This is a genomic window from Ferrimonas marina (assembly GCF_900129905.1).
GTDB lineage: Bacteria > Pseudomonadota > Gammaproteobacteria > Enterobacterales > Shewanellaceae > Ferrimonas > Ferrimonas marina.
The window spans coordinates 259,516-273,638 of sequence record NZ_FQXG01000001.1 but is presented as its reverse complement, the minus strand read 5'-3'; the positions used below and the strand labels follow the sequence as shown (position 1 = coordinate 273,638).

Below are 14,123 nucleotides of genomic sequence, written 5' to 3'. Positions count from 1 at the left end.
CCGTGGTGGGATTCCTGCTGGCCATTGTTTGGCTACTGTTGCTGTTGCTGTTTGGCCCGATGGTGCTGCTGCCCGTGTATGCCATGGTCAGTATGCTGACCCTGCTGCTGTTTGGCCTGGACAAACGCTTTGCCCTGCGTGGCAGTCGCCGCATCCCCGAGCGGGTGTTGCATACCTTCGAGCTGCTCGGCGGCTGGCCCGGTGCCTTTGTCGCTGCCCGGGTGTTTCGCCATAAGTCGCGCAAGACACGCTACCTTGCCGTGCTCTACGGCATCGTCGTCCTGCATTTTGCCTTCTGGTGCCTGTACCAGTGGCAGGGGCCGGGCTTCCGGCTCTCCGGGGCCAGCATGGCCAGCTAGAACGACAACGCCGGGGCATTGAGCCCCGGCGTTTTGTTTGGTGGTCCGCAGATAGCCGCGCTTAGGCCTGCTCAGGTCGGCTCAGGTCGGCTCAGGCCAAAATGCTGGTAGGCCCGATCCGTCGCCATGCGGCCACGCGGAGTACGCTGCAGAAAGCCCTGCTGGATCAGGTAAGGCTCCAGCACATCCTCGATGGTCTCCCGCTCCTCACCGATGGCCGCTGCCAGGTTCTCCAGCCCCACCGGGCCGCCGGCAAACTTGTCGATGATGGTGGTCAGCATCTTGCGGTCGAGGTAATCGAAGCCCTCGGAATCCACGTCCAGCAGATCCAATGCCTTGGACGCGACCTCCGCGGTGATGGCGCCATCGAACTTCACCTCGGCAAAGTCCCGTACCCGGCGCAACAGCCGGTTGGCGATCCGTGGCGTGCCCCGACTGCGTCGGGCAATCTCCACCGCCCCTTCCTTGTCCAGCTGCAGCGCCAGCACCTCGGCGCTGCGCTCAACAATGCCAGTCAGGTCGCGCACGTTGTAGAACTCCAACCGCAGCGGGATACCGAAGCGGGCCCGCAGCGGTGAGGTCAGTGCACCGGCACGGGTGGTGGCCCCCACCAGGGTGAAGGGCGGCAGATCCAGCTTGATCGAGCGGGCTGCCGGGCCCTCACCGATCATGATGTCTAACTGGTAATCTTCCATCGCCGGATAGAGCACCTCCTCCACGGCAGGACTCAGACGGTGGATCTCATCGATAAAGAGCACATCGTTGGGCTCGAGATTGGTCAGCAGCGCCGCCAGATCGCCGGCCTTCTCCAGCACCGGGCCGGAAGTGGACTTGATGTTCACCCCCATCTCGTTGGCCACAATGTTGGCCAGGGTGGTCTTACCCAGGCCCGGCGGGCCGAAGATCAGCAGGTGATCCAGCGCCTCCTCCCGGTTGCGGGCGGCCTGGATAAACACCTCCAGCTGCGCCTTTGCCTCGGCCTGACCGGTATAGTCGGTCAGCATCTTAGGCCGCATGGCCCGGTCGATCACCGCCTCTTCCCGGTCTACTACCGGGGCCGCCACCAGGCGATCCGCTTCAATCATGGGTTACCCTCAGAGCATCGCCTTCAAGGCGTCTTTGATCAGTTGTTCCGAGCTCAAACCCGGTGCCATCACCTTGGCCACAGCCTTGTCGGCCTGGTTGGCCTTGTAACCCAGGGCCACCAGTGCCGCAATGGCGTCTTCCTGCGGATCCGGCGCCTGGCTGGCCAGGGTATCCAGATCAGCACCCGCGAGGCGATCGGCGTAGGGGGTCAGCAGCGGCGCGCTGAGGTTCTTCAGCCGATCCCGCATCTCCACCACCAGGCGTTCGGCGGTCTTCTTACCCACCCCGGGGATCTTGGTCAGGCTGGTAATGTTCTCCGCCTGAACCGCATCGATAAACTGCTCAGCGGACATGCCAGAGAGGATCGCCAGACCCATCTTGGGGCCGACGCCGTTGGTCTTGATCAGCTCGCGAAACAGGGCACGCTCCTCCTTGGAGGCAAAGCCGTACAGCAACTGGGCGTCTTCGCGCACCACGAAATGGGTGACGATCACCGCCTCAGCGCCGATCTCCGGCAGTTGGTAGAAGCTGGTCATCGGCATCTGTACCTCGTAGCCAATACCGCCGCACTCCAGCAACACCTCAGGTGCGCTCTTCTCTACCAACACCCCTCGCAGGCGTCCAATCACAGGCGTACTCCCCTTAACAGCCAGCGGCAAAAACCACTGTCCAAATTTACAGTGTTTTGGATCCTATCGGTTTTTATCCCAAGCGTCATCCCTTTGTGCGCATTGGAGCGGAAAATGCGTGGTTGAACCGGCCCAGTTGCACCCACGTAATGGAAGGCATAGGCTGATGCTTAAGCCTTTTTGTGCCTATTATGGAGAATCCCATGTCCCTTCGTCGTTGGACCCTGATGCTCGCCCTCGGTTGCAGCCTGCCCCTGGCCGCCGACCCCCTCACCTTTGGTGAGCCCGTTGATGCCGCCGCTTTGGTGCCCATGAGCCAGGTGATGGCCGACCCCGATGCCTACCTGGCGGATCCCATCACAGTGCAGGGTACCATCGAAGCGGTCTGTAAGAAGCGCGGCTGCTGGATGACCCTGGTAACCGAGGCCGACCCTGAAGGCCTGCGGGTCAAGGTCAAGGATGGGGTGATGGAGTTCCCGGTCTCTGCCAAGGGCCGCCCTGCCCTGGCCACCGGCCAACTGCAGAAGCAGCAGATGGATCTGGACACCACCCGCCGCTTCTATGCCCACCAGGCCGAAGAGCAAGGGGAGAGCTTTGACCCACAAAGCGTGCAGGAACCGCTGACCTACTATCAGCTGGCACCCACCGCGGTATTGATCCTGGATCGCTGATCACAGCAACCCAAGCTAAACGGGGCGCGGTCAACCGCGCCCCTGCGCCCTCTTCCCAATACCCTACCCGACGCTGGCAAACGCACAGCTCGCGGCCACCGCCAGCCTAAACTAGCCCGTCCGCTCTCACCCCAGCCCAGGCTCGGATTGCCACCAGAATGACTACGCTTGTTGCAGCACCCTAACTGCGCCGCAGTCCTTCTAACCGCAACAGGAGTCGACATGGTAAACCCGGACCCATCCAACGATCGCCACCCTCCGCAGACCAATGCCGCCGAGCTGATGGTGCAGGCGCTGCAAGCCGAGGGGGTGAAACAGATCTTTGCCGTTCCCGGTGAGGAAAACCTCGACCTGCTGCAGGCGCTGCACGACTCCGATATTGAACTGGTGCTGACCCGGCACGAACAGGGCGCGGCCTTTATGGCCGCCACCTATGGTCGCCTGACCGGGCGGGCCGGGGTCTGCATGGCCACACTGGGCCCCGGCGCCACCAACTTCACCACCTGCGCGGCTTATGCACAGCTGGGCGGCTTCCCCTTGGTGATGATCACCGGACAAAAGCCGATCAAGACCTCCAAACAGGGGCAGTTCCAGGTGGTGGACGTGGTCAACCTGTTCAAGCCCATCACCAAGCTGTCCCACCAGATCGTCCATGGCGACCGGATCCCCAGCCAGGTGCGGGAGGCATTTCGCCAGGCCGAGGAGGAGCGACCCGGTGCGGTGCTGTTGGAGCTGCCCGAGGACATCGCCCGCGAGCCAGTTCACGCAGAGGTGTTTCAACGCAGCGTTCGCGCCTACGCTGAGCCCTCGCCGGAGGTGATCGATCAGGTGGCCGACGCCATCCGTCAGGCCAAACACCCGCTGTTGCTGCTCGGTGCCGGGGCCAACCGCCAGGAGATTGGCGATGCGCTCTGTACCCTGCTCTCCTGTGTGCCGCTCTACTTCTGTTCCACCCAGATGGGCAAAGGGGTGGTGGATGAGGCCCATCCCCGCTGTCTGGGCACCGCGGCGCTGTCCGCTGGCGATTACCTGCACTGCGCCATCGACCGGGCGGACCTGATCATCAATGTCGGTCACGACGTGGTGGAGAAGCCCCCCTTCTTTATGGAGCACGGCGGCAAGACCGTGGTGCACATCAACTACCGCTCTGCCCAGGTGGATCCGGTCTACTTCCCCCAGTTTGAGCTGGTGGGGGACGTGGCCGCCACCATCGAGGCCCTTTCCCAGCGGCTGGATGGCCTGACCATCGACAACGCCTACTTTGGCCGGATCCACGACGAGATCCGCGCCCAGCTCAGCGAGGGCAGCGACGATGAGCGCTTCCCTGTGGTGCCGCAGCGGCTGCTGGCAGAGGTTCGTGCCGCCATGGGGCCAGAGGATGTGATCGCCCTGGACAACGGCATCTACAAGATCTGGTTCGCCCGCAACTACCCGGCCTACCGAGCCAATACCGTGTTGCTGGACAATGCCCTGGCCACCATGGGTGCCGGTCTGCCCTCGGCGATGATGGCGGCCATGCTCTATCCACAGCGGCGGGTGATGGCGATCTGCGGTGACGGCGGCTTTATGATGAATTCCCAGGAGCTGGAGACCGCCGTGCGCCTGGGTCTCAACCTGGTGGTGTTGATCCTTAACGACGGCGCCTACGGCATGATCCGCTGGAAACAGGCCCAGCAGGGGCTAAGCGACTGGGGTCTGACCTTTAACAATCCCGACTTCCTGCTCTATGCCCAAAGCTACGGCGCCCAGGGCCACCGTCCCAACAGCGCCGCCCAGCTTCGACCTGTGCTCGAGCGAGCCTTCGAGCAAGGCGGCGTGCACCTGGTGGATGTGGCGGTGGACTACAGCGAAAACCAGCGTGTGCTGATCGATCAACTGCAACAGAAGGTCTGCCTGCTATGACAAGCCAATGGATCGAGGTGGTGAATCCCTGGGATCTCAGCCCGGTAGGTCGGGTGGCACAACGTCCCTGGGCGCAGATCGACGCCTGGCTTGAGCAGGCTCATCAGCAGGTGCGTCAGGTCCAGCCAAAACGGCCAATGCACCAGAGGATCGCCATCCTGGAGGCGATCATTAAACAGATGCAGGGGCAATCGGGCGAGCTGGCACTGTTGATCGCCTCAGAGGGGGGCAAGCCGCTAATGGATGCCCAGGTGGAGGTGGCCCGGGCCATCGACGGGGTTCGGTTGTGCATCGAGGAGCTGGGCCATCTGGCGGGGGCACAGATCCCGATGGATCGCACCGCCGCCGGCGCCGGGCGCAGCGCCTACAGCCTGAAGGAGCCCATCGGTGTGGTGGTAGCGGTCTCGGCGTTTAATCATCCACTGAACCTGATCGTACACCAGGTGGCACCGGCCATCGCGGTGGGTTGCCCAATTGTGGTCAAGCCCGCCGCCACCACGCCCCTATGCTGCGAGCGCTTTGTCCAATTTGCCCACCAGGCCGGTCTGGCCGTGGAGGAGCTACTTTATGCCCCCTGCGACAACGACACCGCCGAGCGGATGGTAACCGATCCCCGGGTGGCCTTCTTTAGCTTTATCGGCTCCGCCCGTGTGGGCTGGATGCTGCGCTCCAAGCTCGCCCCGGGTACCCGCTGTGCCCTGGAACATGGCGGCGCGGCCCCGGTGATCGTCGATGCCAGTGCCGATCTGGCGACGGTCCTGCCCGCCCTGCTCAAGGGCGGTTTCTACCACGCAGGCCAGGTCTGTGTGTCGGTTCAGCGGGTCTTTGCCCATCACACCATCGCCCGACAGCTGGCAGAACAACTGGCCAGCGCCGCCCAGGCTCTCAAGGTGGGCAATGCGGTCGAGGCGGATACCGAGGTGGGGCCGCTGATCACACCCCGGGAGGTGGCGCGGGTGGCCAGTTGGGTCAGCGACGCGGTCGACCAGGGCGGCGAGCTGCTGTGTGGCGGCAAGGTGATCACCACTTCGGGCGTCAGCGAGGCTACCGCCTACGCCCCCACCGTTGTCTGGGACCCACCGGCCAGCGCCACCCTGAGCCAGAACGAGGTGTTTGGCCCGGTGGTGGCGGTTTTCCCCTATAGCGATTTAGCCCAGGCAATAGCGCAGGCCAACGCTCTGCCCTATGCCTTCCAGGCGGCGTGTTTCAGCCAGGATGTGGCGGTGGTAAACCAGGTGGTGGCGGGGATCGACGCCAGTGCGGTGATGATCAACGACCACACCGCCTTTCGCGTCGACTGGATGCCCTTTGCCGGGCGCCGCCACTCTGGCTATGGCGTCGGCGGCATTGGCCATACCATGGCGGACATGACCCAGGACAAGCTGGTGGTACAACGCAGCGAGCCCTAGATTTCGCTGCACTGCCGCTGGGTTAGTTACCCTTGGCCTTGTCGTTGCGACGGGCCTTGGGCACGTAATTTAGGATGGAGACCGGCACCGGCTTGCGCGGCTCAAAGCCCTCCACCACCCGGCGTTCAATCAGGTGGCCCAGCCGGCTCTCGATCATGCACAGGTTCTTAAAGTCGTCCTTGGACAGCAGAGCCACCGCCTCCCCCTGGGCGTCCGCCCGACCGGTACGACCGATGCGATGAACATAGTCATCCGGCGGGTACGGCAGGTCGTAGTTCACCACCCGCTCCAGCCCCGCCACATCCAATCCGCGTGCCGCTACCCCGGTGGCTACCAGGAAGGCCAGCTCGCCGGCTTTGAACCGCGCCAATACCTGCTCACGCACCGCCTGTGAGCGGCCGCTGTGGATGCAGTCCGCCTCGATGCCGCGCTTAGCCAGTTGGGTCACAAGCTTAGCGGCGCCGTGCTTTGTCTCGACAAAGATCAGCGCCTGTTGCCACTGCAGATCCTGGATCAGATGGCTGAGCAACGCCGACTTCTTGTCCTTATCCACCGTCACCAGCCACTGTTCAATCTGGGCCTTGGAGGCCTTGTGCTTGGCCAGGGTGATCTCCGCCGGATCCACCATGGCGGAGCGGCCCAGCGCCCGTACCTGGTTGCCCAGGGTGGCGGAGAACAGCAGGGTCTGTCGCTCATCCGGCAGGCGGTCGACGATGGCGTTGATGGCATCAATAAAGCCCAGGTCGAGCATCCGGTCCGCCTCATCCAGCACCAGGGCGGTCACCGCATCCAGGTGCAGCGCCCGGCGGGTCAGCAGATCCCGCAGCCGCCCCGGGGTGGCCACCAGCAGATCCACGCCTTTGTTCAGTGCCTGGCTTTGGGTATCGGTGTCAGTGCCACCGTAGGCCGCCAGCACACTGAGCGACAGCCCCTTGCCATAGGCCTGGACACTATTGGCCACCTGTTGTGCCAGCTCCCGGGTCGGTACCAGCACCAGGGCATGAACCCGCTTGGGGCGTACCGGGCCCTGCTGGTCGAGTCGCTGCAGCAGTGGCAACAGGTAGGCGGCGGTTTTGCCGGTACCGGTTTGAGCCGCGGCGATCAGGTCACGCCCCTGCAACACCAGCGGAATAGCCTGTTGCTGGATCGGTGTCGGGGCCTGGTAACCCAGTGAAGCGAGGGGATCGGTCAGGGCGGCGCTCAGGCCAAGTTGGGAAAAGGTCATGGGAACTCGGTTATCTAATGGTTCGGAAGGGGCCGGATTGATCTTAGTCGATGAGTCATGCCGGCTGGGGTGGACCCAGCCAAGCAATCCACAGCCGGGCAATCAACAGCCGGGTATCGGGGTGGCCGACTAGGGGCGGTAGCGACCGCCGACTCGGCTGGTGGCTTTGCCAGCCATGGCCACCAGGCCGCGTTGCATATTGGCGTGGGTGATGGCGATGGCCAGGGCATCCGCCGCGTCTGCCTGCGGCGTCGCCGGCAGCTTAAGCAGATGCTTAACCATATGCTGCACCTGCTCCTTCTTGGCGCCACCGGTGCCCACCACCGCGTTCTTGATCTGGGTCGGGCTGTACTCGGACACCGGCAAGCCGGCGTTCATCGCCGCCACGATGGCACTGCCCCGGGCCTGGCCCAGCTTCAGGGCCGAATCGGCGTTGCGGCCCATGAACACCCGCTCTACCGCGAACTCCTCGGGCTGAAACTGGCGCACCAGCTCCGACACGCCGTCGTAGATGATCTTGAGCCGCTCCGGCAGATCTGCTTCCGGCAGGCGGATGCAGCCGCTGCCCAGGTAGTGGAAATGGCGCCCGGTAAACTGGATCACGCCATAGCCGGTCAGGCGGGAGCCGGGGTCGATGCCCAGGATGATGCTCACGTTATGCCGCTCCTGCCATCAGCCCAGTTGCGCCATAACGTCGTCGCTGATCTCCGCATTGTGGTAGACCTCCTGGACGTCGTCGTGGTCTTCCAGCACGTCGATCAGACGCAGAAACTTCTCGGCGGTCTTGAGATCCAGCTCCGCCTTGGTGGAGGGCAGCATGGTGACCTCGGCGTTGGCACATTCCAGCCCGGCGGCGTCCAGGGCGTCTTTGACCGCGCCAAAGGCCTCTGGGCTGGTCAGCACGTCACTGCTGCCATCCTCGGCGGTTTCCACGTCATCGGCGCCCGCCTCCAGGGCCGCTTCCATCACCGCGTCTTCATCCACCTCGGGGCCGTAGGAGATCACCCCGGTCTTGGTGAACAGGTAGGCCACGCTGCCGTCGGTGCCCAGGTTGCCGCCGGCCTTGGAGAAGGCACTGCGCACCCCGGAGACGGTACGGTTGCGGTTATCGGTCATGGTTTCCACCATCACCGCGGTGCCACCGGGGCCGTAACCTTCGTAGACGATGGTCTCCAGCGCCTGGCCCTCCAGCTCACCGGCACCGCGCTTAACCGCCCGCTCCACGGTATCCCGCGGCATGTTGTTGGACAGCGCCTTATCGATCGCCGCCCGCAGACGGGCGTTGGCGTCCGGATCCGAGCCCCCTTCCCGGGCCGCGACGGTCAGCTCGCGGATCAGCTTGGTGAAGATCTTACCGCGCTTGGCGTCCTGCGCCGCCTTGCGGTGCTTGATGTTGGACCATTTACTGTGGCCAGCCATAACTCTCTCCTTTCCATTCGTTCCCAAGGGTAACCCGAGCCCCAAGGGAAACAAACCCGGCACCAGGGCCGGGTTTATCTTTATCTTTCAGCGCGTCGCCAAAAAAGCGTGGGCTTAGGCGTCGTCGGACTTGTCCGCCTGCGGGATCGGCTGGATCCCCAGCTCCACCAGCTGTTCCGGGTTGGCATGGCCCGGCGCGTTGGTCAGCGGACAGGCAGCAGTGGTGGTCTTCGGGAAGGCCATCACCTCACGGATAGACTCCGCGCCTACCATCAGCATCACCAGGCGATCCAGGCCGAAGGCCAGGCCGGCGTGCGGCGGGGTGCCGTACTTCAGCGCGTCCATCAGGAAGCCGAACTTCTCCTGGGCCTCTTCGTCGGAGATCCCCAGCACGCGGAACGCCGCAGCCTGCATCTCGGCGCGGTGGATACGGACGGAACCGCCACCCACTTCGCAGCCGTTGAGCACCATGTCGTAGGCGTCGGACAGGGCCCCGTCCGGGTTGGCTTCCAGCTCCGCCGGGGTCATGTCGCGAGGCGCAGTGAAGGGGTGGTGCAGCGCGTAGTAGCGACCGTCCGCCTTCTCGAACATCGGGAAGTCCACCACCCACAGCGGAGCCCAGCCCTCGGCCACCAGGTTGAAGTCTTCGCCTGCCTTAAGACGCAGCGCGCCCATGGCATCGGCAACGACCTTGGTGCTGTCGGCACCGAACAGCAGGATGTCACCGGCTTCGGCACCGGTGCGCTCAACGATGCCGTTGACGATGTCGTCAGACAGGAACTTGGCCACCGGGGACTGTACCCCTTCGATGCCCTTACCCGCCTCGTTGATCTTCATCCAGGCCAGACCCTTGGCACCGTAGATGCCAACGAACTTGGTGTACTCGTCGATCTGCTTACGGGACAGGCTGGCACCGGTGGGGATCCGCAGAGCGGCAACACGACCTTCCGGATCGTTGGCCGGGCCGGAGAACACCTTGAACTCCACGTCCTTCATCAGGTCGGCCACGTCCACCAGCTCCAGCGGGTTACGCAGGTCCGGCTTGTCGGAGCCGTAGCGACGCATCGCCTCTTCGTAGCTCATGTGCGGGAACTGGGGCAGATCCACGTTGAGCATCTTCTTGAAGATGGTGCGGATCATCGCCTCGGTGGTGGCCATCACCTCATCGGCGCTCATGAAGGAGGTCTCGATATCGATCTGGGTGAATTCCGGCTGGCGGTCGGCACGCAGGTCTTCGTCGCGGAAACACTTCACGATCTGGTAGTAGCGATCCATGCCGGACATCATCAGCAGCTGTTTGAACAGCTGCGGGGATTGCGGCAGGGCAAAGAACTGGCCCTTGTGGGTCCGGCTCGGTACCAGGTAATCGCGGGCGCCTTCCGGGGTGGCGGCGGTCAGGATCGGGGTTTCCACATCCATAAAGCCTTCGCCATCGAGGAAGCGGCGCACCTCGGAGGTGAACTTGGCACGGAACTTCATCTTCTGGGCCATCTCCGGACGACGCAGGTCCAGGTAGCGGTACTTCAGACGCTGCTCTTCAGACACATCGGTGTTGAAGTCGATCGGCAGCACGTCCGCCTTGTTGATGATGGTCAGCTCTTTACCCAGGATCTCGATGGCACCGGTGGCCATGTTCTTGTTGATCTGGCTGTCCGGACGCAGGCGCACCAGACCCTTAACCTGTACACAGTACTCGGCACGCAGGCTGGATGCGGTCTCAAACACCTCCGGCAGATCCGGGTCGTACACTACCTGTACGATCCCTTCCCGATCACGAAGATCCAGGAACACTACGCCGCCAAGGTCGCGACGACGATTAACCCAACCCACCAGGGTAACTTCTTGGCCGTTCAGGGCCTCTGTGACATGTCCACAATAATGGCTGCGCATCGACAGTTCCTGTTACTTAATGCGTTACAACGGACCGGCCTACGCCAATCCGCGACAATTTGGCAAAGCCGGCATTATAAAGAAAAGTGCCTGAAATCAGAAGTACAGTCCGGGTTATCCGGCGCGGCATCCAGCAACATCAGGCCACTTTGTAGCCACTGGTGCCCCGGCGGCCGCTGCGTTGCACCACTTCGTGGGCCCGTTTGAGCAAACTGATGCCCTCGGCGCCGTGTTGTGGATAGAGCGCGACACCGATATTGATGCACACCGGCTCGCCCTCCCCCCGGGTGGCGTTGTGGCGGTTGGTGGCTGACACCAGTGCCTTGGCCACCATGCCAGCGCCGCGGCTGTCCATCACCGGATCCAGCAACACGGTGAACTGGTCCGGGCCGGTGCGAGCCAGGGTGTCGGAGCGGCGGATGCACTGGCGCCAGTGGCTTACTAGCTCACGCAGTTGCTGGTTGATGGTCTGGGCCCCCAGCCGTCGACACAGTGGGTGGTAGTTGTCCACCTGGATCACCATCAACCCCAGGTGGGTCTGGTTGCGACCGTGACGGGCGATGGCGTGGGCGAAGCGGTCATCAAACAGGTTGCGCCCGGGCAAACCGGTGGCGGCATCGTAGCCGCCGGGCTGGCCCAGCTGCTGCTCCAGCGCCTTGCGCCGCCAGCGCTCCCGTCGCCACATCCACACCACCAGCAGGGTCAACACCAGCACTGAGCTGACCATGGCGATCAGCGACACCGGAGAGAAGGCGATGGCACCGGCGGCCCAGACCGAGACCGGTTGCAGGGCGACAAGGCCGAGGGCGCAGGGGAGAAGATGACACGGCATGTTGGGGGCGACTCCGTTACTAAACTGGCTGCTGTTAAAGATAAATTCCTGACACTGGGCCAAATTCGGTACAAAATTAGTCAATGAAACCCGCTTTTTGACGGCCCATCTTGCTGCTGGCTGGGCCGCGGCGTTACTATCGCCGCCTTGTCAATCAGGAACCGGTTATGAGCGCAAAGCAAGACCGCATTTTTTCAACGCCACAATCCAGCGTGGCGGACTTTCGTTTCGATGATAAGGTCGCATCGGTCTTCCCCGATATGATCTCCCGCTCGGTGCCCGGTTACGGCGAGATCCTGCATACCCTGTCCGAGATAGCGCAACGCTTTGTTTCAGAGAATAGCAATGTCTACGACCTTGGGTGCTCTCTGGGGGCAGCAAGTTTGGCAATGCGGCGAAAAGTCTCGGCCCAGGGGGTCCGCCTGGTGGCCATCGACAACTCCGAGGCGATGATCAAGCGAGCTAAGGAGCATCTGGATGCCTTTGTCAGCCCGGTGGAGGTTGACCTGGTATGCGCCGACATCCGCGATGTGGCGATCGAGCGCGCCTCCATGGTGGTGCTCAACTTTACCCTGCAGTTCCTCAACCCGGACGACCGCGACCGGCTGATCCGTAAGATCTACCAGGGCATGCTGCCCGGCGGCATCCTGGTGGTATCGGAGAAGCTGGTGTTCCCCCAGCCCCGTCTGCACAAGCTACTGGATGATCTGCACCTGGATTTCAAACGGGCCAACGGCTACTCCGAACTGGAGATCAGCCAGAAGCGCACCGCGCTGGAGAACGTGATGCGCCCCGACAGCTGGCAGGAGCACCAGGCCCGCTTTGCCCGGGCCGGCTTTGAGGAATCAACGCTCTGGTTCCAGTGTTACAACTTTGCCTCGATGATAGCGATCAAGTGATGGATTTCAGCGCCTTCTACAAACGCATTGCCGGCACCCGGCTAAACCACTGGCTGGAAAGCGCACCGGCCCAGCTGGCTCACTGGAGCCGCTTCCATAAGAACGGCGACTTCCCCAAGTGGGAAAAGGTGCTGGCCAAGCTGCCCCAGCGCCAGCCGGAGACCCTGGAGCTGAAACACAGCGTCACCGTCGGCGACGCCGAGGCCCTCTCCCCCGGCGAACAGAAAAAGCTGCACAACCTGCTCAAGTGTCTGCAGCCCTGGCGCAAGGGGCCGTTCGATCTCTATGGCATCCACATCGACACCGAGTGGCGCAGCGACTGGAAATGGGACCGGCTGCTGCCCCACATCAGCCCGCTCAAGCACCGCACCGTACTGGATGTGGGCTGCGGCAGCGGCTACCACATGTGGCGGATGCTGGGGGAAGGCGCTGAGCTGGTGATCGGGGTCGACCCCTCGGATCTGTTCCTGGCCCAGTTCGAAGCGGTACGCAAGCTGGCCGGAGATCCCCAGGACCTGCACCTGCTGCCGCTGGGGATCCAACAACTGCCACCACTGCACGCCTTTGATACCGTGTTCTCCATGGGGGTGCTCTATCACCGCCGCTCGCCCATCGATCACCTATACCAGTTGCAGGAGCAACTCAAGCCCGGTGGCGAATTAGTTTTGGAGACGCTGGTAATTGAAGGAGATGAAAATCAGGTACTTGTGCCAGAATCTCGTTATGGGAAAATGAACAATGTCTGGTACATTCCTTCCAGTAGAGCCTTGATGCTCTGGCTGAGAAAATGCGGCTTCATTAATGTCCGTGTGGTCGACGAGGGCGACACCACGGTGGCGGAGCAGCGCAGTACCGAATGGATGGGCAATGAGTCGTTGAAAGACTATCTTGACCCCAACGACGAGACCAAAACCGTTGAAGGCTACCCGGCCCCCAAACGGGCCATTGTCATCGCAGAAAAAGCCGAATCACAACAAAGGACCCAACACAGATGAATCGCCGAACCCTGCTCGCCTTGACCACTGCCGCACTGCTCAGTGGCTGTGTTTCCACCCCGCCGGCGGCCACACAGGATGAGCTCAATAACGCAATGGACGCTCAGCTGGCGAAGATGGAAACCCTGATGGCCCAGCGTTGTGACCAACAGCAAGAGGTCTACCAGGAACAGTTGGAACAGCAGCAGGTGGTGATCACCGAACTTCGTTCCATCAACGCCACCCTGGCGGAGGTGGACAGCAACACCACCACCCCGGTGCCGGTCTGCCCTGAGGTCACCGCGGACCCGCTCAGCGATAAGCTGGTGCTGGGTGAAGTGGAGCGGGTCTATGTCCAGGAGGTGGGCGAGGCGTTTGAAGCCCGGGTTGATACCGGCGCCGCCAGCTCCTCCATCTCTGCTGCCAACATCCGTCTGTTTGAGCGCGATGGCGATCAATGGGTTCGCTTCGACGTGCCACTGCCGGGCGCCGATGCCCCGGTTGAGGTCAGCGAGAATGGCGAAGGTGAAGCGGAAGCCGCCGCAGAACAGACCGAACAGGCTAAGCAGGCCGGTCCGGCCAACTCCACCATCGAAGCCAAGGTAGCCCGCTTTGTTCTGATCAAGCGCGCTTCTGCGGCCGAGTCCGAGCGACGCCCGGTGATCATGGCGCGACTGAAGATCGGCGACTTTGTCGCTGAGACCGAGCTGAACCTGACCGACCGCAGCCACATGGAGTACCCCCTGCTGCTGGGTCGCAAGTTCTTCAAAGACATCGCCGTCGTGGACGTAAGCGGCCAGTACATCCTGTCCGGCGACAAATAAGGGA

The 14,123-nt window shown here is 62.8% G+C and carries 14 protein-coding genes; 7 read left to right on the top strand and 7 right to left on the bottom strand.

Annotated elements, in window-relative coordinates; all coding sequences use genetic code 11:
- Nucleotides 1–5 precede the first annotated feature (5 nt).
- On the top strand, nucleotides 6–359 hold the full coding sequence (locus BUC04_RS01240) for a DUF1294 domain-containing protein (protein WP_200804645.1): 354 nt from the start codon (nucleotides 6–8) through the stop codon (nucleotides 357–359).
- A gap of 71 nt (nucleotides 360–430) precedes the next feature.
- Here the strand turns inward: BUC04_RS01240 and ruvB are convergent, their stop codons facing one another.
- Nucleotides 431–1,444 carry a Holliday junction branch migration DNA helicase RuvB gene (gene ruvB, locus BUC04_RS01235; RefSeq protein WP_067654339.1) on the bottom strand — a complete coding sequence of 338 codons (1,014 nt, stop codon included), beginning with the start codon at nucleotides 1,442–1,444 and terminating at the stop codon, nucleotides 431–433.
- A 9-nt stretch (nucleotides 1,445–1,453) separates the two neighbouring features.
- Complete coding sequence (gene ruvA, locus BUC04_RS01230) at nucleotides 1,454–2,074, bottom strand: Holliday junction branch migration protein RuvA (RefSeq protein ID WP_067654337.1); 621 nt, start codon at nucleotides 2,072–2,074, stop codon at nucleotides 1,454–1,456.
- A 203-nt stretch (nucleotides 2,075–2,277) separates the two neighbouring features.
- On the opposite strand from ruvA, the gene BUC04_RS01225 reads away from it, so the two are divergent.
- The 3 genes from BUC04_RS01225 (at nucleotide 2,278) to BUC04_RS01215 (ending at nucleotide 6,056) form a co-directional block, all read left to right on the top strand.
- The gene (locus BUC04_RS01225; RefSeq protein WP_067654335.1) at nucleotides 2,278–2,745 is read left to right on the top strand and encodes a DUF4920 domain-containing protein; all 468 of its coding nucleotides are present in this window, start codon (nucleotides 2,278–2,280) and stop codon (nucleotides 2,743–2,745) included.
- A gap of 222 nt (nucleotides 2,746–2,967) precedes the next feature.
- Nucleotides 2,968–4,647, top strand: coding sequence for an acetolactate synthase large subunit (locus BUC04_RS01220; RefSeq protein WP_067654333.1), 1,680 nt, complete (start codon nucleotides 2,968–2,970; stop codon nucleotides 4,645–4,647).
- Nucleotides 4,644–6,056, top strand: a complete 1,413-nt coding sequence (locus BUC04_RS01215; RefSeq protein ID WP_067654331.1) for an aldehyde dehydrogenase family protein — start codon at nucleotides 4,644–4,646, stop codon at nucleotides 6,054–6,056. The genes BUC04_RS01220 and BUC04_RS01215 overlap by 4 nt, the downstream gene beginning before the upstream one ends.
- Before the next feature lie 22 nt (nucleotides 6,057–6,078).
- Here the strand turns inward: BUC04_RS01215 and BUC04_RS01210 are convergent, their stop codons facing one another.
- The 5 genes from BUC04_RS01210 to BUC04_RS01190 all read right to left on the bottom strand — a co-directional run bounded on the left by BUC04_RS01210 (nucleotide 6,079) and on the right by BUC04_RS01190 (nucleotide 11,422).
- Nucleotides 6,079–7,281 carry a DEAD/DEAH box helicase gene (locus BUC04_RS01210; protein WP_067654329.1) on the bottom strand — a complete coding sequence of 401 codons (1,203 nt, stop codon included), beginning with the start codon at nucleotides 7,279–7,281 and terminating at the stop codon, nucleotides 6,079–6,081.
- Between the two features lie 129 nt (nucleotides 7,282–7,410).
- Nucleotides 7,411–7,935 (bottom strand): crossover junction endodeoxyribonuclease RuvC, encoded by a 525-nt coding sequence (gene ruvC / locus BUC04_RS01205; RefSeq protein ID WP_067654327.1) that lies wholly within the window; start codon nucleotides 7,933–7,935, stop codon nucleotides 7,411–7,413.
- An 18-nt stretch (nucleotides 7,936–7,953) separates the two neighbouring features.
- On the bottom strand, nucleotides 7,954–8,700 hold the full coding sequence (locus BUC04_RS01200) for a YebC/PmpR family DNA-binding transcriptional regulator (RefSeq protein ID WP_067654325.1): 747 nt from the start codon (nucleotides 8,698–8,700) through the stop codon (nucleotides 7,954–7,956).
- 114 nt (nucleotides 8,701–8,814) lie between these two features.
- On the bottom strand, nucleotides 8,815–10,590 hold the full coding sequence (aspS, locus tag BUC04_RS01195) for an aspartate--tRNA ligase (protein WP_067654323.1): 1,776 nt from the start codon (nucleotides 10,588–10,590) through the stop codon (nucleotides 8,815–8,817).
- Nucleotides 10,591–10,729: 139 nt separating this feature from the next.
- Nucleotides 10,730–11,422, bottom strand: a complete 693-nt coding sequence (locus tag BUC04_RS01190) for a GGDEF domain-containing protein (RefSeq protein WP_143165489.1) — start codon at nucleotides 11,420–11,422, stop codon at nucleotides 10,730–10,732.
- A 167-nt stretch (nucleotides 11,423–11,589) separates the two neighbouring features.
- Between BUC04_RS01190 and cmoA the strand changes: the two genes are divergently transcribed.
- From cmoA to BUC04_RS01175, 3 genes are read left to right on the top strand one after another with little or no spacing between them, the layout of a single operon-like run.
- Complete coding sequence (gene cmoA / locus BUC04_RS01185) at nucleotides 11,590–12,321, top strand: carboxy-S-adenosyl-L-methionine synthase CmoA (RefSeq protein WP_067654319.1); 732 nt, start codon at nucleotides 11,590–11,592, stop codon at nucleotides 12,319–12,321.
- Entirely contained in the window at nucleotides 12,318–13,316 is a 999-nt protein-coding gene (gene cmoB, locus BUC04_RS01180) for a tRNA 5-methoxyuridine(34)/uridine 5-oxyacetic acid(34) synthase CmoB (RefSeq protein WP_067654317.1), read from the top strand. Before cmoA ends, cmoB begins: the two co-directional genes overlap by 4 nt.
- The gene (locus tag BUC04_RS01175; protein WP_067654315.1) at nucleotides 13,313–14,119 is read left to right on the top strand and encodes an ATP-dependent zinc protease family protein; all 807 of its coding nucleotides are present in this window, start codon (nucleotides 13,313–13,315) and stop codon (nucleotides 14,117–14,119) included. Before cmoB ends, BUC04_RS01175 begins: the two co-directional genes overlap by 4 nt.
- Nucleotides 14,120–14,123: the final 4 nt, after the last annotated feature.